The sequence below is a fragment of the Bradyrhizobium sp. CCBAU 45394 genome (assembly GCF_028128655.1).
Classification (GTDB): domain Bacteria; phylum Pseudomonadota; class Alphaproteobacteria; order Rhizobiales; family Xanthobacteraceae; genus Bradyrhizobium; species Bradyrhizobium diazoefficiens.
The window spans coordinates 393,779-416,251 of record NZ_LBIX01000004.1 but is presented as its reverse complement, the minus strand read 5'-3'; the positions used below and the strand labels follow the sequence as shown (position 1 = coordinate 416,251).

Here is a 22,473-nt window from a genome sequence, read left to right as displayed (position 1 = left end):
TCGTCCGCCGATCGAATCTTACCAGGTGCAGTGGCCGTTTCTCAACGCGTGGTCCTTCAGCGCGAGTGCGTCGACGAAGGTCGGCACGGTGGCGCTGACGCGGGCGTAGTCGGAGGGCCACGGCGTGGTCGGGATGCTTTCGTCCCAGATCTGGCAGAAGCCGGTGTCCTGCCAGCGGATCAGGTGATAGCTGGCCTCCGCGGGGCTCGCGGCGACGAAGGCAGTGACGGCAAGACCGGCGGCAGCGCACAGCACGGAAATACGACGCATGATCAGCTCCTCAAATGAAAGATGTGATGCGCCTCCCGACAATGACGGGAGGGGTGGTGCGGGGCGCTTTGGGGGAGCGCGCCCCGGACAAGATGTGAGTAGTTCCGCCTGCTGATCAGGTTCAAGGCGCGTGCGCCGGAAATGCGGGATTTTGGCCGGAAAATGTGGGGCCGCGCGCCCAAAGAAGAGGGCGGATCGCTCGCGCGATCCGCCCTGCAAATCCGGTCTGTCGCGTCAGGCTCAGAGCGTGCAGCGGCGCTCCCCGCGCAGCTTGATCTGGAGGTCGGAGGCGGCCGTGAAGGTCGGGAACGGCTTGCTGACGACCTTGTAGGTCGAGGCGCCCCACTGGAACGGCTTGTACTTCAGGTCCTCGTTCCAGACCTGGCAGATGCCGGTGTTGTCCCAGCGGATCACGTAATACCCGGGCGCCGCGGATGCGGGCACGGCGAACACGGAGGTGGCGATGCCGGCAACGGCACAGAGGGCGAGAACGCGACGCATGAAAAATCTCCTTGTGGGGAAGTGTGACCCGAAAATTCGTGCGGTAAAAGCCGGTCCTTTGCAAGCCGGGGAGCCGCCGTTCACGGACATGTCAGGCGATGCAGGGCACTTGGTTTGGCCGCGTGCCCGGCAAGTCACACTGCTCACTTCGAAAGCGACGCCACCGCCTCGATCTCGATCAGCATCCGCGGATCGGGCAGCGCGTGCACCACGCAGGTGGTGCGTGCCGGATAGGGCGGCGGACCGAAGGCACCGGCATAGAGCGCGTTCATGGCGGCGACGTCGGAGGCACGCGTCAGAAGCACGCTGACCTTGACGAGATCGCGGACGGTTGCGCCGGCCTCGGCCAGCACGCGCTTGATGTTGATGGCGACGTTGGCGAACTGCGCCTCGAAGCCGTCGGGCAGCGCGCCATTGCCGTCGAAGCCGGGAATGCCGGAGACGAACAGGAGATCGCCGACGCGCGTCGCAAAGGACAGCGGCGGTGCCTTCACATGCGGCGGGGGCGCGAAATGCTGGATCGGCATGGGATCACCTCGGGGGTCGTGCAGGGCCCGTCAGCGTAGCGACATGCGGGGGACTTGCAATCGCCATGAGGGGGCGGCGCAGGGGGGCAATAACGAAAACCGCGAAAACAACCCCATGCACAGTAGGGATTACGCCGAAATCATTGGGCTTTTTTGAATTCGGTAACGCCGAAGCAATCGCTTGCTCCGTCGGGCAAAACAGGGGCAGAATGGCATCATGAAGTTGCCCGTCCTGCGGCACCAAGCTCCGCCGTCATGCCCCGGCTTGACCGGGGCATCCAGTACGCCGCGGCTTCCCCGTTCAGCCACCGCCGTCTCTGGAATACTGGATCGCCCGCCTGCGCGGGCGATGACAGTTGAATGCGATGCTGCACCTTGCGCCTCACGTCCACCCCATCATGTTCCCGCCGCGATCCATCGGATAGATTCGCTGCGTCTGATTCGATCCCTCCCTTGAAAAATAGCCCCCGGAGACGCCCCATGAAGATCGCTTCCACCCTTCGCGCCGCGCTGGTCGCCATCGCGGCGCTTGCCGGGCTCTCGACCTCGGCGCTGGCCGACGGCGGCACCGTGGTGCTGACGATCTACAAGGCGGGCTGGATCATCGGCGGCTCTGGCGGCTCGGGCGTCCTGAACTTCCGCGGCCGCTCCTATGGGCTCTCCACCGGCGGGCTCGACTACGGCCTCGTCTTCGGCGGCTCCAAGACCGTGCTGCGCGGCCGCGTCTCCAACATCAACCGTCCCTCTGACGTCGCCGGCGTCTACGGTGCCGCCGGCGCCGGCCTTGCCGTCGGCCGCGGCGCCCGCGCCATCGTGCTCACCAACCAGAAGGGCGCGGTGCTGGAGCTGTCGGGCTACCAGACCGGCCTGATGGCGAACGCGGATCTCAGCGGGCTCGCGATCACGATGCGGTAGGTGCGTAGGGTGGGCAAAGGCGCGTAAGCGCCGTGCCCACCATCGGTGTCAGCTCGGACGCAAGAGTTGGTGGGCACGCTTCGCTTTGCCCACCCTACGATTTTCCGACCGCCGCATGAATCCGCTCGCAATGCGCGACGAGATTGGTGTGCGCATCGACGAACGCCTTCAGCGGCGTCGGGATCGGAAAGTAGTAGATGTTGGCGATGAAGCCGTAGATGCCCGCATCGACGCTGGTCGGCGCTGTGCCGTGGACGAAACCCGTGGCGGGTACGATCTCGGCCAGCACCTCGAGGTCCGCAAGGCCTCGCGCATAGGCCTGCTCCGGCGTGTAGCGGCCGATGCCCTGGTAATGATAGCGCTGCGCATTGTACGCCTTCGCCTTCTCGAATCCTTCCGCATTGATCTGCGGATGCTGCGCGATGAAGGCGTCGCGGAACGCCGGATAGTAGCGCTCGTCCTTCCAGCGCGAGTACGACATCACCCAGTAGAGATCGTCCAGCATGCGGGTGACGAAGTGATTGGTCCTCCGTGCGTCCTGCGAAAGCCCGGCATCGATGCTCAGCCGATATTTCGCGATTGCATGCGCGATGATCGTCTCGCTGTCGCCGATGGTCTCGCCGTCGTCGACGATGTAGGGCAGCTGCCCGCGCGGCGCGGCGGAGGCATCGAAGACATGCTCGTGCACGAACGGCACGCCGGCGAGCTTCAGGAAGGCGTAGACCTTGAGGCCGTAGCCGTTGTTGTCCGCGACGCCGAACAGTTTTGGGTAGGAGTAGAGCGTCAGCATGAGCGGGCTCCTCCGTGTTGGCGGAGGCAGCATGCAGGGGCGGGGAGACGGACGCAATGGGCCGGCGGAATTCGTCAGGACGACGGTTGAGCGTGGGGCGCCGCTCCTACGAACGCGACGCGGCGGTGAACACCGCCGACTGCGCCTCGAACGCACGCCTGAACGCCGGCCGGGCTTCGCCGCGGGCGACGTACGCGGCGATGTCAGGGTATTCGTCCAGCAGGCCGGAGGTGTTGAGCCGGCGCAGCACCGTCACCATCATGAGATCGCCGGCGCTGAACGCTCCGTCGAGCCAGTCGGCATCGCCGAGGCGACGGGACAACTCGCCGAGCCTGGTACGGACGCGATCCTGCAACATGGGCAGGCGCGCCTCGTACCAGCTCTTGTCGCGTTCGAACAGCAGCGCCATTCCGAGCTCGACGATCGGCGGCTCCAGCGTGCTCAGCGCGGCAAACATCCACGCAATCGCGCGGCCCCTCGCATTTACCTCGAGCGGCAGCAGGCCGGCATAACGCTCGGCGAGATGGAGCACGATCGCGCCCGATTCAAACAGCGCGAGATCGCCGTCCTCGAAGGTCGGGATCTGCCCGAACGGATGCAGCGCAAGATGCGCCGGTTGCTTCATCGCCGCGAACGAGACGAGGCGGACGTCGTAGGGCTGGCCGACTTCCTCCAGCGCCCAGCGAACCCGCATGTCGCGCGCCTGTCCCCTGCCGCGGTCGGGCGAGCTTTCGAAGGCGGTGATGGTGGGCATTGGGAGTCTCCGGGGTGGTGGCGTATTGTCCAGAGGACGAACGGGCCGGGTGGGTTCCGACAACCTATCGCGTTTTCTGGCGCGTAGAATGGGTAGAACAAAGCGAAACCCATTGCCTACGCGCGTTGACCGTTTTGCGACGTGATCCACTTCGCCAGGTCGCTTTGGATCGCTATACTGCCAATCTCAGCAGGATGGTGCCCCCATGGCGAGAGAATTGGAAGGCAAGGTTGCCGCCGTGACCGGAGCCGCGTCCGGCATCGGATTGGCGAGTGCCGAGGCGATGCTGGCTGCGGGCGCGCGCGTGGTGATGGTCGATCGCGACGAGGCTGCGCTGAAGGCGCTCTGCAACAAGCACGGCGACACCGTGATCCCGCTGGTCGTCGACCTGCTCGATCCAGAAGACTGCGCAACGCTGTTGCCGCGCGTCTTGGAGAAGGCCGGCCAGCTCGACATCCTGCATGCAAACGCAGGCACGTATGTCGGCGGCGATCTGGTCGATGCCGACACCATGGCGATCGACCGGATGCTGAACCTGAATGTCAACGTCGTGATGAAAAACGTGCACGACGTGCTACCGCACATGATCGAACGCCGGACCGGCGACATCATCGTCACGAGTTCGCTGGCGGCGCATTTTCCGACGCCGTGGGAGCCGGTCTATGCGTCGTCCAAATGGGCGATCAACTGCTTCGTCCAGACGGTGCGGCGCCAGGTCTTCAAGCATGGCATTCGCGTGGGCTCGATCTCGCCCGGCCCGGTCGTCAGCGCGCTGCTCGCGGACTGGCCGCCCGAGAAGCTGAAGGAAGCCAGGGACTCGGGAAGCCTGCTGGAAGCCAGCGACGTGGCCGAGGTCGTGATGTTCATGCTGACGCGGCCGCGCGGCATGACCATTCGAGACGTGGTGATGCTGCCGACCAATTTCGATCTTTAGGGCGCATGCGCGGGTGACGGTGTCCATTCCTCATGGTGAGGAGGCGCGAAGCGCCGTCTCGAACCATGCAGGCCCCACCATCTCGCCCGCGGCCATCCTTCGAGACGACCGCTTCGCGGTCTCCTCAGGACGAGGTCTGTGGGTGTTGAACGTCCAGCGCAGCAATCCACGCGGCCAGTTCTCGCCACGGCTCCAGCGTCCAATGCCCGGACGCAGCACCGGACGGCGACGGCAACACAAAAATCTCCGGCAAGTTTCCATCGCGCGGCTGCCGCCCAAGCGAAATCCCGCTCGACGGCCTGCCGTAAAACAAGCTCGCCGCCTTCTTGCTCGTGAAAGCAATCGTCCGCGGCCGATACTTCTCGATCTTGGCCCTGACCCCCGGCACGTCGATCGTCTCCGTCGCGATCTGGTGATCCATCCCGGCGCCCGACTTGGAGAGATCGGTGAAGCCGATGCCGAGTTCGATCAGCGCGGCGAACTCGCCCGGCTGATAGCGCCGCGGCGTGATGCCGGCCTCATGGATCGCGCGCCAGAAGCGGTTGCCGGGATGGGCGTAGTAGTGCCCGAGCTCGGCCGAGCGCGTAGAGGCGGCGGTGCCGACGAAGACGAGGCGGAGGTTGGGGCGGAGCTGGTCGGGGAGGCGATGGAGGGTGGTGGGCAAATCAAACCCTGTAGATTGTGAGGTACAACAGGCTGAACCCGGATCGACGCCGACTACCAGATTTGGGCTGTACTCGCGTCTACGTAAGTGATCTCTATATCGCCGTTCCTCGTGCTAAACGGCGCAATTCTCTCCTTGACCGCCTGCAAATTCTCGTCGGGTTTGTACACGCAAATATACAACTCATCGATGCTGCTTCTAAAAACAGCATCATAGAGATGGTAGTCGTTCTCGGCGATCGAATGGCCATAAATGAAGAGGTCTCCGGTAAGCTCACTAAGCTTGTCGTAGCAATACCGAAGATAAGGCACGGAGTTTATTCGAGCCATTTTTTGGGTCGACGATCCCTCTGACACGAAGAGTGGCAGTTGATTTCGTCGCCTTATCGTTGCTGCAATCTCATCAATTATCGCGCCCCTTGTTACAACGCGCTTCAGTGTATCGCGCTCCTCTCCGAGGAAAAGATGCAATGCTCCGTGAAGATAATAGGTGTTGCATATCCCATCCTCACTGAAGGTGCGAAAACCATCGACTTCATCACCCAATCCAAATCCGTCGGTAAAGATCTTGCCGCCGACGCTCAGGATGACCCAGTAAAGCAGTAGGTCGTAGTTTATGGTGAAGACGTTGCCGAATTTGCGAAGGAATTGACCGCAACGATCTCGCTGCTCTTGTGGAATATCTAAAGAGATCGCGGGATGAACCTCTCTTACCGCGTGGATCAGTGCTTCGCGAACTGACACAGCATCTGTAGTAAATGTCGCGGCTCGATCGTTTGCACCGTAGGCTTCCTCGATCTTTGCTGCGCTCTCTAGCGCTTCCATGACCAATTCGAAGTCAACCGTGTTCAGCGTGTTGAAAACGTTCCTAATGGAGCCCCCGGCTGAAAGATTTGATTGGTCCAAGAGATTGCCGTACGAAAACTTTCCGCCGCCCTGTGCAATCGAGAAGCCGTTTCCAATCAGCAGCGATCGGTTCGCATTTGAGTCCTTAATGGCTTGGTCAAATGGAATGGTCATGGATGCCGATCCTAGTTCAAATGGAAAGGATTGCGTCAAAGCTGAGTTCTTGCAGCGAGAAACAATCATGTAGTACAATTATAGGTAGCTAGAGAGGCAATCACAACATTCTTTCAGCAAAAAGCCGGGCAGAATGCCCGGCTTTGATGTTCGCGGGGTGCCCAAGGAAAGGCTTGAGCTCACAACACCCGATTGCTCTCCTTAACCTTCTCCGCATCCAGATACACGCTGCTGCCCATCTCCTTGAACTTCGCACTCATCTGCTTCATGCCGTCCTCGGCGGTGCCGCTCAGCGACATGCCGATCGAGTTCGGATCGTTCAGCGTCGCCGCGTAGTCCCGCACGTCCTGCGTGATCTTCATCGAGCAGAATTTCGGGCCGCACATCGAGCAGAAATGGGCGACCTTGTGGGCTTCCTTCGGCAGGGTCTCGTCGTGGAAGTTTTTCGCGGTATCAGGGTCGAGGCCGAGGTTGAACTGGTCGCTCCAGCGGAAGTCGAAACGGGCGCGGGAGAGGGCGTCGTCGCGCAGTTGTGCGGCCGGGTGGCCCTTGGCGAGATCGGAGGCGTGCGCCGCGATCTTGTAGGTGATGACGCCCACCTTGACGTCGTTGCGGTCGGGCAGGCCGAGATGCTCCTTCGGCGTGACGTAGCAGAGCATGGCGCAGCCGAACCAGCCGATCATGGCAGCGCCAATGCCTGAGGTGATGTGGTCGTAGCCCGGCGCGATGTCGGTGGTCAGCGGTCCAAGCGTGTAGAACGGCGCCTCGCCGCATTCCTTGAGCTGCTTGTCCATGTTGATCTTGATCTTGTGCATCGGCACGTGGCCGGGGCCTTCGATCATGACCTGGCAGCCCTTGTCCCACGCGATTTTTGTCAGCTCGCCGAGCGTCTCGAGTTCGGCAAACTGGGCGCGATCGTTTGCGTCGGCGATCGAGCCCGGACGCAGGCCGTCGCCGAGCGAGAACGAGACGTCATACTTGCGCATGAGGTCGCAGATCTCGTCGAAATGCGTATAGAGGAAGCTCTCCTTGTGATGCGCCAGGCACCACTTCGCCATGATCGAGCCGCCTCTAGAGACGATGCCGGTGACGCGGTTGGCGGTGAGGTGGATGTAGGACAGGCGCACGCCGGCGTGGATGGTGAAATAGTCGACGCCCTGCTCGCACTGCTCGATCAGCGTGTCCTTGTAGAGCTCCCAGGTCAGCTTGACCGGATCGCCGTTGCACTTCTCCAGCGCCTGGTAAATGGGAACGGTGCCGATCGGCACCGGCGCGTTGCGCAGGATCCATTCGCGGGTGGTGTGGATGTTGCGCCCCGTGGAGAGGTCCATCACGGTGTCGGCGCCCCAGCGGATCGCCCACACCATCTTCTCGACCTCTTCCTCGACCGACGAGGTCACGGCCGAGTTGCCGATATTGGCGTTGATCTTGGTCAGGAAGTTGCGGCCGATGATCATCGGCTCGAGCTCGGAGTGGTTGATGTTGCAGGGGATGATGGCGCGGCCGCGCGCGATCTCCGAGCGCACGAACTCCGGGGTGATGAAGGCGGGGACCTCCGCGCCAAAACTCTCGCCGTCGGCGAGCGCTGCTTCCGCGCGCTCGAGCTGCTCCTTGCGGCCGAGATTTTCGCGCGCGGCGACGTAGATCATCTCCTTGGTGATGATGCCGGCGCGGGCGAATTCGAGCTGGGTGATCTTGTGGCCGTCGAGGCCGCGCAGCGGCTTGTGATAGGCGCTGAACGCGCGCGCGGCCTTGTCGGTGGAGAGGTTGCCGTTGTCCTCCGGCTTGACCTGGCGGCCCTCATATTCCTCGACGCCGCCGCGCTCCAGCACCCATTGCTTGCGGCTCCGGGCAAGGCCGGCGTTGACGTCGATGGTCACGGACGGATCGGTGTAGGGGCCGGAGGTGTCGTACACCGGCAGGTTCGGCTCGCCGGCGCCTTCGGACAGGATGATCTCGCGCAAGGGCACGCGCAGCTCGGGCGCGGCGTCCGGGGACGCGAAGATCTTGCGCGAGGACGGCAGCGGGCCGGTGGTGACGGCGGGAACGGTCTTGTCGGGATTGGAGCGGATGTTCATGGGATCCTCCTTAATTCAGTTCGTTGGCATCGCTGCACGAGAGACAATTACCGCTGTCATCCCCGCCTAGTGCGCAATTGCGCACGGGAGCGGGGATCCAGTATTCCAGAGGCCGTAGTGGGAAACGGAGAGGCCGCGGCGTACTGGATCGCCCGGTCAAGCCGGGCGATGACGGCGGAGTGTGTAGAGAGAGCGAGGCGCATCACGCCGCCTCCGCAGGTAGGCCGAGCCATTGCCGCACCCGCGCGTCGGGGTCGGTATTCTGCGTGACGTCGCTGACGACGGCGATGGAATCGGCGCCCGCGGCAAAAATCTCCGCGGCGTGCTCGAACTTGATGCCGCCGATCGCGACCAGCGGTATGGTGCCGATGCGCTTCTTCCATTCCGTGATCTTCGGAATGCCCTGCGGCTCGAAGCGCATCGACTTCAAGGTGGTGAAGAAAATCGGGCCCAGCGCGACATAGTCGGGTCTGGCGGCGAGCGCGGTCGCAAGCTCGGCGTCGTCGTGGGTGGAGATGCCGAGCGACAGACCGGCCTCGCGGATGGCCTTGAGGTCGGCGTCGGCGAGGTCTTCCTGGCCGAGATGCAGATACTTTGCGCCGGCGACGATCGCGGCGCGCCAGTAGTCGTTCACCACAAGCTTGACCTGCGTGCCCTCGGTGATGGCGAGCGCGTCGGTGACGATCTGCAGCGCTTCGGCGTCGTTCAGGTCTTTCGCGCGCAGCTGAATGGTGCCGACGCCGAGCTTGGTCAGGCGCTCGACCCAGGCGAGGCTGTCGACGACGGGATAGAAGCGATCAGGATACGGCATGCCAGAACGGGGTCCCAACGACAGGGGTGGACGGGGAGGCGAAGTCGCGGGCGTTCATCAGCCCGGCCTCAAAGGCGGTGCGGCCGGCCTCGACACCGAGGCGGAAGGCGTTGGCCATGGCGACGGGATCGGCGGCTTTGGCGATCGCGGTGTTGAGCAGCACGGCGTCATAGCCGAGCTCCAGCGCCTGCGCCGCGTGGCTCGGCGCGCCGATGCCGGCGTCGACCACCAGCGTGATGTCCGGAAGGCGGTCGCGCAAGAGCTTCAGCGCATCGCGGTTGGTGATGCCCTTGGCGCTGCCGATCGGCGCGGCCCACGGCATCACCACCTTGCAGCCGGCATCGACCAGGCGGTTGGCGACCGAGAGATCCTCGGTGCAATAGGGGAACACTTCAAAACCGTCCTTGATCAGGAGGCTTGCTGCTTCGACCAGGCCGACGACGTCGGGCTGGAGCGTGTCGTTGTCGGCGATCACTTCCAGCTTGATCCAGCTTGTGCCGAACAGTTCGCGCGCGAGCTTTGCGGTCGTCACCGCCTCGCGCACGCTGCGGCAGCCGGCGGTGTTCGGCAGCACGGTGACGTCGAGCTCGCGGATCAGATTCCAGAACGCATCGCCGGTCTTGCCGCCGGCGGATTCGCGCCGCAGCGACACCGTGACGATGTTCGAGCCGGCGGCACGGATCGCTCCTTGCATGATCGCCGGCGAGGGATAGAGCGCGCTGCCGATGAGGAGGCGCGAGGCGAAGGTTTTGCCGTAGAAGGTCACCATGTCGAATTCCCCGTCATTCCGGACGGGCCGCCGAACGCGGACCGATCCGGAATCTCGAAGTTGTGGCGCGAGATTCCGGGTTCACGCTTCGCGTGCCCCGGAATGACGGGCCAATGCAGCCGTCCTCGCGAAGTGAGCGTGTGGTCATCCCCTCACCCTCCCTGCCGCGGCGTGATGATCTCGATCTCGTCGCCGGCCTTCAGGCTCGTCTCGGCCCAGCGGCTTTTCGGCACGACGTCGTAGTTCAGCGCGATCGCGAAATGGGTGCCTTCGTAGTCGAGCTCGGAGAGCAGCGCGTCCACGCTGACAGAAGCCACCTCGCGCTGCTCACCGTTGATGATCACAAGCATTGCACGATCACCCGCATTGCATCACCTCGTTGTCGATCTGGCCGCGCTGGACGTATTGCAGCGTCAGCTCGGCGAGCGCCGGCGCGATCAGGAAGCCGTGGCGGTAGAGACCGTTGACGGTGATCCTGCCGCCGCGAATGCCGATGCGCGGCAGATTGTCGGGGAAAGCGGGGCGAAGGCCCGAGCCGAACTCGACGATGCGCGCCTCGCCGAACGCCGGGTGCACGGTATAGGCTGCACCCAGCAGCTCCAGCGCCGAGCGAACGCTGACGCCGGTGTCCTCGGCCTCGATCGAGGTCGCGCCCAGCATGAACAGATTGTCCTCGCGCGGGATCACGTAGAGCGGCCAGCGCGGATGGATCAGCCGCACCGGGCGGGCCAGCTGCACCTCGCTCGTCTCGATCAGGATCATCTCGCCCTTGACGCCGCGCAGGTCAGGCTGCTCGTCGCGCGCGGACAGGCCGCGGCAGTCGATCACGATGCCGTCGAGATCGGCGGCGCTGACGTCGCTGGAGAACTTGATGGTGCCGCCGGCGGCGCGGATGCGTTCGTGCAGCTTCGGCAGCACGCGGCGCGGCTCGACATGGCCCTCGGTCGGGAAGAACAGGGCGTCGCGGAAGCGGCCTTCCAGCGACGGCTCGAGCTCGGCAAGGCCGGCGGCATCGAGCCGGCGGTGCTCTTCGGTCATCCGGGCAAAGCGTTCGAAATCGTTGCGCTCGCGCGGATGGGCGACGACCAGGGAACCGTTGAAGGGCGTGTCGGGCAGCTCGCGCCGCCAGATGTCGAGGGAGCGCTGGCCCAGCCGGCTGATGATGGGTTCGGCAACCTCGGCCTCGCACCAGGGCGCCAGCATGCCCCCGGCCCAATGGCTGGTGGAGTCCGTCATGTCAGCGTCGCCGCGCTCGTGCAAGGTCACGGCGTGGCCGGCCTGCGCGAACAGCAGCGCCTGCCAGGCGCCCGCAATGCCTGCGCCGATGATGGATACCGCGGAATCCGCTCGCTTGGTCGTCTGTAACATCCCTGTCCCTTCGCCGGCATGACCCGGATCAGGTTCAAAGGGTCACCGCGGTCCTGGGCGGATTTGCCCATTTAGCGGTATCTCAGCTCCTCCTCGGAGCACCCCTCGGAACGGTGCCAATGTATGCCAGCGGGGCGGGGTGGTCAACGCGTTAGCCACAGGGCAGTCATTCCGGGGCGATGCGAAGCATCGAGCCCGGAATCTCGAGATTCCGGGTTCAGTCCTGCGGACTGCGCCGGAATGACAGCGGTTAGTGTGGAACCTGGGCCCGCGCGTTGCGGACGCGCTGGGCGAGCTTTTTGTGCGGCGTGGTGCCGAACATCGGCTGCGGGTTGCCGTTCGGCTCCAGCCAGGCCTCGTTGCTGGCCTCTCGCACCATCTGCTGCGCCGTTTCCTGGCGCTGCCGCTTTGCAACGTAGTAATAGCCGCCAGCGAAATAACGCACGGCTCGGGCATGGTCGCCATTGGCGGCGCGATAGGCGCCGGCGAGGTATTTGACCGCGTAAGTGAGATTGGTGTTGGGATCGCGCAGGCCGGCGGCATCGCCGGTGTAGCCGACGCCGCGGGCGGTCGCGAGCTTGATCTGCATCAGGCCGATGGTGCCGCCATGGCCGACGAGGCCGGGCTGATAGCGGCTTTCGCGCATGATGACGCGATGCACCAGCGCTTCCGGCACGCCGTTGGCGCGGGCATGGGCCGCGACCATCTCGGCGTACTCGGCTTCACCCGCGAACGCGGCCTGCGGCGACACCAGTCCGGCCGCGATGAGCGCGGCGACACGTAAAATTTTCATCAGATATCCCTGACGTCCCTGAGCGACCTGCGCCCGGCTGTTGTTATTGTTTGAGCATGATCTGTTCGGAAAACCGCGGTGCACTTTTCCGGATCATGCTTTAGGACTCCGGAACACGGCGATGATGTGACCAAACGCCGCCGCTGACGATTTTGCGGCGCCGAGCCGCTGTTACGACGCAATGCTGGCGTAGCTGAGCCTCGGGGCGGACGACCCCCGCTCGCGACAGTACGTCTGTCTATTCGCGCGCAGACGCGAAAGCGAGGATGAAAACGCTGCAAATCGGGAGAGGTGCCATGACAAAAACCAACATGGCCAACGCGGACTTTGTCAACGCGGACTTTGTCAGCGCGGACTTGGCCAAGGCACATTTCGGCGACATCCCCCGGCAAAATCCCTGTGCTCAATGCGGCGCGCCGATTCCGAAGCCCGACTGGATCGAGCCGGGCGAGGGGCGCATCTCCTATCTCTGGACGTGTCGCGCCTGCAATTATCAGTTCGAGGCGGTGGCGATCTTCGACGAGGTCGCCGTCACGCACACCCCGCTCGCGGCTTAAGCGACGCTCTACGCGGCGAGCCGCGGCTCCTGCCAGACCGGCAGCTCCATCCGCACGATCAGCCCGTGCGGCGTGCGGTCGTGCAGCGACAGCGTTCCGCCATGGGCGATCGCGATCGCGTGCGCGATCGACAGGCCGAGGCCGAAGCCGGTGGACTCGTCCATCGTGCGCGCATCGTCGCCGCGCGCGAACGGCTCCAGCATCTCCTGCTTGCGTGCATCCGAAATGCCGGGGCCGTCGTCCTCGACGTCGATGACGAGCCTGGTGCCGGATATGTCGAGGCGGATCGTGACCTCGGCGCCGTAGCGCACGGCGTTCTCGACGAGGTTGGTGACGCCGCGATGCAGGTCGTCGGGACGCGCCGCCGCGGTGGCCGAAGCGGGGCCGTCATAGTGCACGACATGGCCCATGTCGCCGAATTGGTCGGCAATGAGCTGGAGCGTGCTGGCGATGTCGACCAGCGTCACCGCCTCGACGTTGCGGTCGTTGCGCAGGAGCGACAGCACGGATTCCAGCATCGAGCGCATCTGGTCGAGATCGATCAGCATGCGCTTGCGGTTGACCTCGTCCTCGATGAACTCGGCGCGCAGGCGCAGCCGCGTGATCGGCGTGCGCAGATCGTGGCTGATCGCCGCCAGCATTCTGGTGCGATCCGACATCAGCCGCGCGATCCGCTCATGCATGCGGTTGAGCGCGCGCGCCACCGAGCGGATCTCCTCCGGGCCGCGCTCGGGCAGCGGATCGGCTTCGCCGTCCAGGCTGAAATTCTCGGCGGCTTCGGCGAAGGAGGACAGCGGCGCGGCCAGCGCGCGCGCCGCCCACAGGCCGAGCACGGTGACGCAGATGAAGGTGGTCATCAGCGCCGTCAGCCACGGTGCACCCCAGAACCACGGCCGCGGGCCGCCATCGACACGGCCGGCGATCACGCTGCCGTCTGGCAATTCGACGCCGACGCGGTGCGCGGTGTCGTCGGCGGCGAGCTGCACCACCTTGTAGCCGCGCCCGAGATGACGGCGCATCCCGCGTAGGTGCTGGCTGTCGCTCGCCGCGACAATGGCCGCCGTGCCGGGCGCGTGCATCTCGATGCCGAGCTTGGGGAAGGCGCGCGAAAGGTCGGCGACGAGGCGCGGCCGCTCGCCGGCCTCGGCCGAGCCGAGCAGCAGCGCGGCATCGGTCAATTGATGGGCGCCGTCCGGCGGCGTGTCCGGGCGGTCCGGCCGGCTGATCAGGAAGGCGGCGGTGACGACGAGATGGAGCGCGACGGTGGAAGCCAGCACCAGGGCTGCGATCTGCCCGCCGATACCCTTGAGATGGAAGAACCCGAACGGCTTCATCGTCGGCGCCCCCTTCAGTTGCCCAGGGGGACCGCGACCACTCCGGTGCTTGCTGCTTCAGTTCTCGCTGCTTCAGTTCTTGGCGTGAACAGATAGCCGCCGGAGCGCACCGTCTTGATGATGGTCGGATCGTGCGGATTGGGCTCGATCTTGCGGCGGATGCGGCTGACCAGCACGTCGATGGAGCGTTCGAACGAGCCGGTGTTGCGGCCCTGCGTGAGGTCGAGCAGGCTGTCGCGCGACAGCACGCGGCCCGGCCGTTCGCAGAACGTCCTGAGCAGATCGAACTCGGCGCTGGTCACCGCGACGCGCGCGCCTTCCGGATTGCGCAGCTCGCGCAGCCGCAGGTCGATGCGCCAGCCCTCGAAGGCGAGCGTGCTCGCGCCTTCGATCGAGCTCGCCGCCTGGGCTGCGGCCTGGCGGCGCAACACCGCGTTGATGCGGGCGAGCAGCTCGCGCGGGTTGAAGGGCTTTGCCAGATAGTCGTCCGCGCCCATCTCGAGGCCGACGATGCGGTCGACGTCCTCGCCGCGCGCGGTCAGCATGATGATCGGCGTCTGCGCCTCCGAGCGCACCTTGCGGCAGAGGCTCAGGCCGTCCTCGCCCGGCAGCATGACGTCGAGGATGATGAGGTCCACGCGATGATCGGCCATGGCGCGCGACATCTCGCGGCCATCGCTCACGGCGGTGACGTTACAGGCGTTGTTGCGCAGGTACTTCGCAATCAACGTCCGCGTTTCGCGGTCGTCCTCGACGACCAGGATGTTGGGATTGAGAATGGCCATGCGCTTTGTTTGTCCAAGATTCGGGCCAAAAGGCGAAGATTTTTGTTTCGGATTGTTTCTGCAGGCCCCGTCGCAGTGCCGGGACACACCCGGGCACTGGCGCGGCAAGGTCTCGTTAAGGCCGTTAACCATACCGTGGCGCGGCTATCCAAGAAACCCCGCAAGATCCACGGAGCCATCATGACCTCGATTTCGGCGGCCTCCGCCGGTACCCATCAGTCGCCGCTCCAGCGGCTGCAGCAGGAATTGCAATCGGAAGTTTCCGCCGGCACGATCTCGTCGTCGGACCAGTCCGCGCTCTCGACCGCGCTGACCGACATCGACACGGCGCTCCAGCAGAGCCGCTCGAGCGACCAGTCGAGCGGCGCGCGTCCCTCCAGGGACGACATGAAGTCGAAGATCGACGACCTCATCTCCAACGAGGTGTCGAACGGGACGCTGACCTCGGACCAGGCCGAACAGCTCAAGGGCGTGTTTCAGTCCGCCTTCGCGAGCGGTCCCGGTGGTGCGGGCGGAGCCGGTGGCGCAGGCGGACCGCCGCCCGGCCCGCCGCCGGACGACGGTTCTTCGGATCCGTCGTCGACGGACTCCACCAGCAGCACGTCGAGCTATTCGACGACGGCGGAGATTCTCCAGCAATTCCTCCAGGCGCTTCAGCAGTCGCAATCGTCGGCGTCGTCGTATGGTGCCAACGGCAACTCGTCCAGCAACTCGGATTTCTCCGCACTCCTGATCGACTACAAGAGCTGACCTGAGCGACGCAGGTCGGTGCGTTCCCCGCCGCGCTCGTGCTTCACCCAGGGCGCATGATCGTCGGCGGGGAACTGTGCATTGGAACGTTCCTGCGTGAGTTAAGGAACTTTCACTGCAACGCAGCGCCACCGTTGTGCGACGAAATCGCCGCAGCTTAGGAACTGCGCGTGATCGGCGCTGTTCTCTCCATACGAGTTTTTGCTGAAGGAGAGGACAACAATGCTGATGAAATCAATCGCCGCCGGCCTTGCCGGCACCGCGCTGCTTGCGACTGCTGTGTTTGCGCAATCGCCGACCGCCACCACCGACAAGGCGCCGACCGCGGCCACCACCACGACGACCACGTCGGCCTCGGGTGAATGGCGCACGTCGAAGATGCCGGGCCTGAAGATCTACAACGACGCCAACGAGAACATCGGCTCGATCAACGATCTGCTGATGGACAAGAGCGGCGCCATCAAGATCGCTGTGATCGGCGTCGGCGGCTTCCTCGGCATGGGCGAGCATCTGGTTGCCGTGCCCTATGACAAGCTGAAGTTCGTCAATGAGGCCGTCGCCTATACCGGCGCGGCCGGCACAAATCCGAACGCCAAGCCGGCGACGACCACAACCACGGGTGCCGCGACCGGCACCGACAAGACCGCGACGACCGTGACGGCTTCGTCGAAGTGGTATCCGGACCACGCCGTGTTCAACGCGAGCAAGGACGAGCTGAAGAACATGCCCGAGTTCAAGTACTCGGAGTAATGCGGTTCGCGTGACGATTTGAACGACGCGCGCCCGGTTTTCGCCGGGCGCGCTGTCGTGCTCTTCCCCACCTCTCCCCGCTTGCGGGGAGAGGTCACTTCGCATCGAAGATGCGAAGTGGGTGAGGGGGGACTCTCCGCGTGTCTAAGTAGGTGAGGGGGACTCTCCGCGAGTCTAACTGTCACCGTCGTTGTGGAGACTCCCTCACCCCAACCCTCTCCCCGCAAGCGGGGAGAGGGAGAGCACTTTTAGTGCGTCACCAGCGGGCAGCCGCCCTTGTCGAGCGGACGGAACGCCTCGTCGCCGGGCACGGTGGCGATCAGCTTGTAGAGATCCCACTCACCCTTGGACTCCTCGGGCTTCTTGACCTCGAACAGATACATGTCGTGGACCATGCGGCCGTCGATGCGGATCTTTCCGTTCTTTGCAAAGAAGTCGTTGACCGGCGTTGAGCGCATCTGCTCCATCACCTTCGGCGCCTCGTCGGTCTTGATGGCCTCGATCGCCTTCAGATAGTGCATGGTTGCCGAATAGAGGCCGGCCTGGATCATGGTCGGCATGTGCCCGACCTTCTCGTTGAAGCGTTTCGAGAAGGCGCGCGTCTCCTCGTTCATGTCCCAGTAGAACGCGTCGGTGACGATCAGGCCCTGCGTCGCCTTGATGCCGAGCGAATGCGTGTCGGTGATCTCCTGCAGGAGCGCGATCATCTTCTGGCCGCCCTGAGTGAGGCCGAACTCGGCGGCCTGCTTCAGCGCATTGGTGGTGTCGCCGCCGGCATTGGCCAGCGCGACCACCTTGGCCTTGGAGGCCTGGGCCTGGAGCAGGAAGGAGGAGAAGTCCGACGAGTTGAGCGGATGGCGGACTTCGCCGAGCACCTTGCCGCCGCTCTCCTTGACCACGTTGGCGGCATCGCGCTGCAGCGCCATGCCGAAGGCGTAGTCGGCGGTGACGAAGTACCAGGTGTCCTCGCCGCGCTTCACCATCGCCTTGCCGGCGACGTTCGACAGCGCATAGGTGTCGTAGGTCCAGTGCACCGTGTTGGGCGAGCAGGCGACGCCGGTGATATCGGAGGAGCCGCCGCCGGAATTGATGTTGATCTTGTTCTTTTCCCGCGTCAGCGCCGAGATCGGCAGCGCGACCGATGAGGTCGGCACGTCGAAGATCGCGTCGACCTTGTCGTTGTCGTACCAGTTGCGGGCGATGTTGACGCCGACATCGGGCTTGTTCTGGTGATCGGCGGCAACCACCTGGACCGGCTTGCCCGCGACCTTGGCGCCGTAGTCGGCGACCGCCATCTCGACGGCGGCGAGCGAGCCCTTGCCGGTCGCGTCCGCATAGAGGCTCGACATGTCCGTGAGCACGCCGATCTTGACGACATCGTCGGAAATCTGCGCCTGCGCCGTGCCGCATGTAGCGGCGAGCGCGAGACCGACTGCTGTGGCGGCGATGAGTTTTTGCATGTTGTTTTCTCCCTGTGTGTTGTTGTTTGGGGCGTTGTTGCGGGGACTGTTCTAGCGACAAACGGTCGCGGCAGCTAAGCCAAAGATGCGTGAGGGGGATGAGAAATATGGAGGGGGATCTATCGTCATTCCGGGCGCGCCCCCTTGGGCGCGCGCCCGGAATTCATTCATCCACCGTCGCTGCGGCCCGATGTGATTCCGGGCTCGCGCTGCGCGCGCCCCGGAATGACAGCGGGGGCCTTTCAGGCGCTGCTGCCCTTCAGCCGTTCGTTGCGTCGGCGCAAGCCTTCCAGGGTGGCGAGGAGGATGACCGATACCGTGGTCAGAATCACCGCCGCTGCCGTGATGGTTGGGCTGATGTTCTCGCGGATGCCGCTGAACATCTCGCGCGGCAGGGTGCGCTGCTCCGGACCTGCCATGAACAGCACGATCACCACCTCATCGAAGCTGGTCGCGAAGGCGAACAGCGCACCTGAGGCGAGGCCCGGCAGGATCAGCGGCAGGATCACGCGGCGGAACGCATCAAGCGGCGAGGCGCCGAGCGAGGCGGCGGCGCGCGCCAGATTGGTGTCGAAGCTTTGCAGCGTCGCGCCGACCGTGATCACCACAAAGGGCGTTGCCAGCGCGGTGTGGGCCAGGATCAAGCCGAGGTAACTGCCGGTCAGCCCGATCGGCGCGAAGAAGAAATACAGGCCGACCGCGGTGATGACGCCGGGCACGACGACCGGCGACAGCACGAACGCCAGCACGAGCGGCTTGAACCGGCTCTTCCACTGCGCCAGACCGAGCGCGGCCAGCGTACCAAGTACCATCGACAGCAGGGTCGAGGCGACGCCGATGATCATGCTGTTCTTCAGCGAATTCATCCAGCGCGGCGAATTGATGAAATCGTCGTACCAGCGCAAGGAGAGGCCCGGCAGCGGATAGGTGAGGTACGAGCCCGAGCTGAACGACAGCGGCATGATCGCCAGGATCGGCGCGATCAGGAAGATGAACACCAGCGTGGAGATGATGATGGTCGCGGTCCACGCGATGCGCTGGCTGGGCGTGCGGAGGGTGGAATTGTCGCTCAATTCTTCATTCCTCCCGTGACCTGCTGGCCCTGCACCAGCTTGCCGTAGACGAGAGCGAGCAGGACAGTGGCGAGCAGCAGCACCGCACCCAGCGCCGAAGCAAGGCCCCAATTGGCCGTCTCGGTTGTGTAGAGCGCGATGAAGTAGCTGATCATCTGGTCGGCGGCGCCCCCGACGAGTGCCGGTGTGATGTAGTAGCCGAGCGCCAGGATGAAGACGAGCAGGCTTCCCGCGCCGATGCCGGGCAGCGTCTGGGGCAGGTAGATCCGCAGGAAGGCGGTGAGTGGTGGCGCACCGAGCGAGGCGGCGGCGCGCATGTAAGCAGGCGAGATCGCCTTCATGCTGCTGTACAGCGGCAGGATCATGAACGGCAGGAGAACGTGGGTCATGGCCACGCAGACGCCGAAGCGATTGTAGATCAGGCGCAACGGCTGGTCGATGATGCCAAGCCACTGCAGGCTGTCGTTCACGACGCCCTTGCTCTGCAACAGCACGATCCAGGCACAGGTGCGGACCAGAAGCGATGTCCAGAACGGTAGCAGGACGAAGATCATCAGCAGGTTCGACCGGCCCGGCGGCAGCGTCGCCAGCAGGTACGCGACCGGGAAGCCGAGGATCAGGCAGAGTGCCGTGACGCTGAGGCTGATGAGGAAGGTGCGGGCGAACACGTCGCGGTAGATCGCCTGATCCGGCGGAGCTGCGACGATCGCGCCGTCCGCGTTCCGCGTCAGGTCGAGCGCCGCCAGAAGGTAGAAGCCGGTCGTTGGGCCGCTGGCGTCCTTGATCGTCGTCCAGGTGGCGCGTTCGCGCCAGGCCGGATTGATCCTGCCCAGCGTCTCCTTGGCCGCCCCTCGCTCCGGCGCCGCCTTCAGATTGCGTGCCGTGCTGGTCAGGATCGTGCGGAAGCCGTTCAGCGCGTAGTTGAGCCGCTTGGCCGCGACGGCCATGGTGCCGGACGCGCGCGCCGCCAGGATGTCGCTTGCCAGCGCTGCAAAGGCCTTTTCGTCCGGCAGGTCCTTGCCGTCCCAGTCGGCGAGAGCAGCTATGGTCTGCGGCAGAACCTGGCGCACCTCCCGGTCATCGACGGCGCGCCACAGCATGCCGGCGATCGGGCCTGCGAAGGTGAAGAGCAGGAAGACGAGAAGCGGCGCTACCAGCGCCAATGCCTTGACCTGGCGTGTCCGCTCCGCACGCCTCAATCGGCGCTTGAGCGGCACCTCGGTCGACGCATCGGCGCCGGTCAAAAGCGCATTCGTCATTGGTCGAGCCTTGCGGGGCGCGCTATTTCGCGGCCCATTTGTTGAAGCGCTCGGTCAAGCGGTCGATGTTCTCGAGCCAGAAGGCAACGTTGATCTCGACCGCGTTCTTGATGTTGTCAGGCGCTGTCGGCAGGTCCTTCAGAACGGCGGGCGCGAGCAGAGCGGCTGCGTCCTTGTTCGAGGTGCCATAGGCAATGTTCTCCGACAGTTTTGACTGGTTCTCCGCCTTGCCTGCAAAGTCCAGGAATTTGTAGGCCGCGTCCTTGTTCGGGCTACCCTTCAGGATGACCCAGCTGTCGAGGGTGAAGAGCGCGCCGTCCCACACCATGCCGAAATTCTTCTTCTCGTTCTTGTTCGCGGTGTCGATGCGGCCATTGTAGACCGAGGTCATCGCCACCTCGCCGGAGGCGAGCAGTTGCGGCGGCTGCGCGCCGGCCTTCCACCAGACGATGTCGCCCTTGATGGTGTCCAGCTTCTTGAACGCGCGCTCGACGCCTTCGTCGGTCGCCAGCACCTTGTAGACGTCCTTCGGCGCGACGCCGTCGGCCATGAGGGCGATCTCCAGCGTGGTCTTCGGGCCCTGACGCAAGGCGCGCTTGCCCGGAATCTTCTTGGTGTCGAAGAAGTCGGCCCAGCCATTGGGGGCCTGCTTCAGCTTGTCCTTGTCGTAGCCGAGAACGAAATCGTAGAGGATGGCGCCGACGCCGCAAGCGTTGACCGATGGCGGGATATAGGCGGCCTCGCCGCCGATCCTGGAATAGTCAAGCTTCTCGAACAGGCCTTCCTCGCAGCCGACCGCGAGTTCGTCGCTCTCCACCTGCACGACGTCCCAGGTGGCGGCACCACCCTGCACCTTGGCGCGCAGCACGCCGACACCGCCGTCCCAGGACTCGTCGTTCATCGGAGCCCCGGCCGCCTTCTTGAACGGCTCGAAATAGACCTTCTTCTGCGCATCCTGATACGCGCCGCCCCACGACACGACGGTGAGATCACGCGCCTGTGCGACCGTGGCCAGCGCAGCGCTGGCGCTGAATGCCGCGACGAAACCCAGAGCAATCCTGCCAGTTTTGCGCTTCAGCATGGTCCTTGTTCCTTCTTCATGTGCGTTACGTTGACGTTGATCGTTGCAGGTTCGGATCAAACGGGATCGAGGGCGAGGCAATCTTCGGGCCGGAAGGTGATGAACACGCTTTCGCCAGGAATGAGACTGTGATGCGCCCCCGGCTGAAGCTTGACCATGAACTCCCCGTTGCCGGCGACATCGAGCACGGCCAGCGCGTGGTCGCCGAGATAGATGGTGTTCTGCACCCTGGCCGGCAGCCGGTTCGGTCCTTCGCTGGAGGTGCCGTCCGGGACAATGGCGACGCGCTCCGGCCGCACCGACAGGGAGGTCGATGCGCCCGCGCCTGATACATTGACCGCCCGTGCGGTGACGGCGCCGCCACCCGCCAGCGCGACGCGGCAATAGTCCTTGTCGACCGTCTCGACGGTGCCGGCCAGCACATTGTTTTCGCCGATGAAGTGAGCGACGAAGCTGTTCACCGGATGCTCATACAGCGCGTCGGGCCTGTCGATCTGCTGCACGATGCCGTCGTTGAACACGGCAATGCGGTCCGACATGGTAAGCGCTTCACTCTGATCGTGGGTGACGTAGACGACGGTGATGCCCATCGTCTCGTGCAGTTGCTTGATCTCCAGCTGCATCTGCTCCCGCAGGCGCTTGTCGAGGGCGCCAAGGGGCTCGTCCATCAGCACGAGTTGCGGATTGAAAACCAGCGCGCGGGCCAGCGCCACGCGCTGCTGCTGACCGCCGGACAGCTGCCCGGGCCGCCGGTGCGCCAGGGTTTCCATCTTGATCATGCGGAGCGCCGCCCTGACGCGCTCCTGCGCTTCCGCCTTGTTGATTTTGCGGACGGAGAGCGGGAAGGCGATATTCTCCGCGATCGTCAGGTGCGGAAACAAGGCATAGTTCTGGAACACCATGCCGATGTCGCGCTTGTGCGGCGGCATGTTCTTGATCGGCCGGTCTGCGAGATAGATCTCGCCATGGGTCGGAACCTCGAAGCCAGCCAGCATCATCAGCGTGGTCGTCTTGCCCGAGCCCGACGGGCCGAGCAGGGTGATGAACTCGCCCTTCCTGATGTCGAGGTCGAGGTTCTTCACCACGAGGTGCTCGCCATCATAGGTCTTCTGTATGCCGGAAAATCGCACCAGTGCCGGCGCAAGCGTGACCATGCCGGCTTCCATGTTGTCCTCGCGTCATCGGCTACAGTGCTGTCAGGACCTCGTTCGAGGTTGCGAAGAACAGCTTA

The 22,473-nt window shown here is 64.4% G+C and carries 25 protein-coding genes and 1 riboswitch; of the genes, 5 read left to right on the top strand and 20 right to left on the bottom strand.

Annotation, left to right across the window (positions count from 1 at the left end):
• Window positions 1-18: 18 nt before the first annotated feature.
• The 3 genes from WN73_RS02725 to WN73_RS02715 all read right to left on the bottom strand — a co-directional run bounded on the left by WN73_RS02725 (window position 19) and on the right by WN73_RS02715 (window position 1,298).
• Window positions 19-270, bottom strand: a complete 252-nt coding sequence (locus WN73_RS02725; protein WP_028176303.1) for a hypothetical protein — start codon at window positions 268-270, stop codon at window positions 19-21.
• Between the two features lie 240 nt (window positions 271-510).
• Window positions 511-771: a hypothetical protein gene (locus WN73_RS02720; protein ID WP_271551366.1), complete on the bottom strand. Its 261-nt coding sequence runs from the start codon at window positions 769-771 to the stop codon at window positions 511-513.
• 143 nt (window positions 772-914) lie between these two features.
• Complete coding sequence (locus WN73_RS02715) at window positions 915-1,298, bottom strand: RidA family protein (protein ID WP_028176301.1); 384 nt, start codon at window positions 1,296-1,298, stop codon at window positions 915-917.
• Window positions 1,299-1,778: 480 nt separating this feature from the next.
• Between WN73_RS02715 and WN73_RS02710 the strand changes: the two genes are divergently transcribed.
• Window positions 1,779-2,213, top strand: coding sequence for a hypothetical protein (locus tag WN73_RS02710; RefSeq protein ID WP_038966402.1), 435 nt, complete (start codon window positions 1,779-1,781; stop codon window positions 2,211-2,213).
• Between the two features lie 94 nt (window positions 2,214-2,307).
• Here the strand turns inward: WN73_RS02710 and WN73_RS02705 are convergent, their stop codons facing one another.
• Both WN73_RS02705 and WN73_RS02700 read right to left on the bottom strand, forming a co-directional pair.
• Window positions 2,308-3,003, bottom strand: a complete 696-nt coding sequence (locus tag WN73_RS02705) for a glutathione S-transferase family protein (RefSeq protein WP_271551365.1) — start codon at window positions 3,001-3,003, stop codon at window positions 2,308-2,310.
• Between the two features lie 106 nt (window positions 3,004-3,109).
• A complete protein-coding gene (locus WN73_RS02700; protein WP_271551364.1) occupies window positions 3,110-3,757 on the bottom strand; it encodes a glutathione S-transferase family protein in 648 nt (215 codons plus the stop codon).
• Window positions 3,758-3,962: 205 nt separating this feature from the next.
• On the opposite strand from WN73_RS02700, the gene WN73_RS02695 reads away from it, so the two are divergent.
• Window positions 3,963-4,691 carry an SDR family oxidoreductase gene (locus WN73_RS02695; protein WP_028176297.1) on the top strand — a complete coding sequence of 243 codons (729 nt, stop codon included), beginning with the start codon at window positions 3,963-3,965 and terminating at the stop codon, window positions 4,689-4,691.
• A gap of 124 nt (window positions 4,692-4,815) precedes the next feature.
• Here WN73_RS02695 and WN73_RS02690 read toward each other — a convergent pair whose 3' ends face one another.
• The 8 genes from WN73_RS02690 to WN73_RS02655 form a co-directional block, all read right to left on the bottom strand.
• The gene (locus WN73_RS02690; RefSeq protein WP_271551363.1) at window positions 4,816-5,355 is read right to left on the bottom strand and encodes a mismatch-specific DNA-glycosylase; all 540 of its coding nucleotides are present in this window, start codon (window positions 5,353-5,355) and stop codon (window positions 4,816-4,818) included.
• Window positions 5,356-5,408: 53 nt separating this feature from the next.
• Window positions 5,409-6,374, bottom strand: coding sequence for a DUF4917 family protein (locus WN73_RS02685; protein WP_060908639.1), 966 nt, complete (start codon window positions 6,372-6,374; stop codon window positions 5,409-5,411).
• Between the two features lie 179 nt (window positions 6,375-6,553).
• Entirely contained in the window at window positions 6,554-8,452 is a 1,899-nt protein-coding gene (gene thiC / locus WN73_RS02680; protein WP_271551362.1) for a phosphomethylpyrimidine synthase ThiC, read from the bottom strand.
• Window positions 8,453-8,654: 202 nt separating this feature from the next.
• Window positions 8,655-9,263: a thiamine phosphate synthase gene (locus WN73_RS02675; RefSeq protein ID WP_271551361.1), complete on the bottom strand. Its 609-nt coding sequence runs from the start codon at window positions 9,261-9,263 to the stop codon at window positions 8,655-8,657.
• Window positions 9,250-10,032 carry a thiazole synthase gene (locus tag WN73_RS02670; protein WP_271551360.1) on the bottom strand — a complete coding sequence of 261 codons (783 nt, stop codon included), beginning with the start codon at window positions 10,030-10,032 and terminating at the stop codon, window positions 9,250-9,252. The genes WN73_RS02675 and WN73_RS02670 overlap by 14 nt, the downstream gene beginning before the upstream one ends.
• 152 nt (window positions 10,033-10,184) lie before the next feature.
• Window positions 10,185-10,382, bottom strand: a complete 198-nt coding sequence (thiS, locus tag WN73_RS02665) for a sulfur carrier protein ThiS (protein ID WP_011089396.1) — start codon at window positions 10,380-10,382, stop codon at window positions 10,185-10,187.
• 7 nt (window positions 10,383-10,389) lie between these two features.
• Window positions 10,390-11,400: an FAD-dependent oxidoreductase gene (locus WN73_RS02660; RefSeq protein WP_271551359.1), complete on the bottom strand. Its 1,011-nt coding sequence runs from the start codon at window positions 11,398-11,400 to the stop codon at window positions 10,390-10,392.
• Window positions 11,389-11,516: riboswitch (TPP riboswitch) on the bottom strand. It overlaps the preceding gene by 12 nt.
• A 134-nt stretch (window positions 11,517-11,650) precedes the next feature.
• Window positions 11,651-12,193: a lytic transglycosylase domain-containing protein gene (locus WN73_RS02655; RefSeq protein ID WP_060908634.1), complete on the bottom strand. Its 543-nt coding sequence runs from the start codon at window positions 12,191-12,193 to the stop codon at window positions 11,651-11,653.
• Between the two features lie 296 nt (window positions 12,194-12,489).
• On the opposite strand from WN73_RS02655, the gene WN73_RS02650 reads away from it, so the two are divergent.
• Window positions 12,490-12,750 (top strand): pentapeptide repeat-containing protein, encoded by a 261-nt coding sequence (locus tag WN73_RS02650; protein WP_430640715.1) that lies wholly within the window; start codon window positions 12,490-12,492, stop codon window positions 12,748-12,750.
• An 8-nt stretch (window positions 12,751-12,758) separates the two neighbouring features.
• Here the strand turns inward: WN73_RS02650 and WN73_RS02645 are convergent, their stop codons facing one another.
• Entirely contained in the window at window positions 12,759-14,084 is a 1,326-nt protein-coding gene (locus WN73_RS02645) for an ATP-binding protein (RefSeq protein ID WP_271551358.1), read from the bottom strand.
• A 14-nt stretch (window positions 14,085-14,098) separates the two neighbouring features.
• On the bottom strand, window positions 14,099-14,869 hold the full coding sequence (locus tag WN73_RS02640; RefSeq protein WP_028176288.1) for a response regulator: 771 nt from the start codon (window positions 14,867-14,869) through the stop codon (window positions 14,099-14,101).
• 180 nt (window positions 14,870-15,049) lie between these two features.
• Between WN73_RS02640 and WN73_RS02635 the strand changes: the two genes are divergently transcribed.
• The gene (locus WN73_RS02635) at window positions 15,050-15,619 is read left to right on the top strand and encodes a hypothetical protein (protein ID WP_271551357.1); all 570 of its coding nucleotides are present in this window, start codon (window positions 15,050-15,052) and stop codon (window positions 15,617-15,619) included.
• Between the two features lie 222 nt (window positions 15,620-15,841).
• Window positions 15,842-16,369 (top strand): PRC-barrel domain-containing protein, encoded by a 528-nt coding sequence (locus WN73_RS02630; RefSeq protein WP_028176286.1) that lies wholly within the window; start codon window positions 15,842-15,844, stop codon window positions 16,367-16,369.
• A gap of 248 nt (window positions 16,370-16,617) precedes the next feature.
• On the opposite strand, the gene WN73_RS02625 is transcribed toward WN73_RS02630, so the two are convergent.
• The 5 genes from WN73_RS02625 to WN73_RS02605 all read right to left on the bottom strand — a co-directional run bounded on the left by WN73_RS02625 (window position 16,618) and on the right by WN73_RS02605 (window position 22,408).
• Window positions 16,618-17,829, bottom strand: a complete 1,212-nt coding sequence (locus WN73_RS02625; protein ID WP_011089388.1) for an ABC transporter substrate-binding protein — start codon at window positions 17,827-17,829, stop codon at window positions 16,618-16,620.
• 242 nt (window positions 17,830-18,071) lie between these two features.
• The gene (locus WN73_RS02620; protein ID WP_063921533.1) at window positions 18,072-18,902 is read right to left on the bottom strand and encodes an ABC transporter permease; all 831 of its coding nucleotides are present in this window, start codon (window positions 18,900-18,902) and stop codon (window positions 18,072-18,074) included.
• The gene (locus tag WN73_RS02615) at window positions 18,899-20,161 is read right to left on the bottom strand and encodes an ABC transporter permease (RefSeq protein ID WP_271551356.1); all 1,263 of its coding nucleotides are present in this window, start codon (window positions 20,159-20,161) and stop codon (window positions 18,899-18,901) included. Before WN73_RS02615 ends, WN73_RS02620 begins: the two co-directional genes overlap by 4 nt.
• 22 nt (window positions 20,162-20,183) lie before the next feature.
• A complete protein-coding gene (locus WN73_RS02610; protein WP_028176283.1) occupies window positions 20,184-21,242 on the bottom strand; it encodes an ABC transporter substrate-binding protein in 1,059 nt (352 codons plus the stop codon).
• A 56-nt stretch (window positions 21,243-21,298) separates the two neighbouring features.
• Complete coding sequence (locus WN73_RS02605; protein ID WP_011089384.1) at window positions 21,299-22,408, bottom strand: ABC transporter ATP-binding protein; 1,110 nt, start codon at window positions 22,406-22,408, stop codon at window positions 21,299-21,301.
• Window positions 22,409-22,473 lie beyond the last annotated feature (65 nt).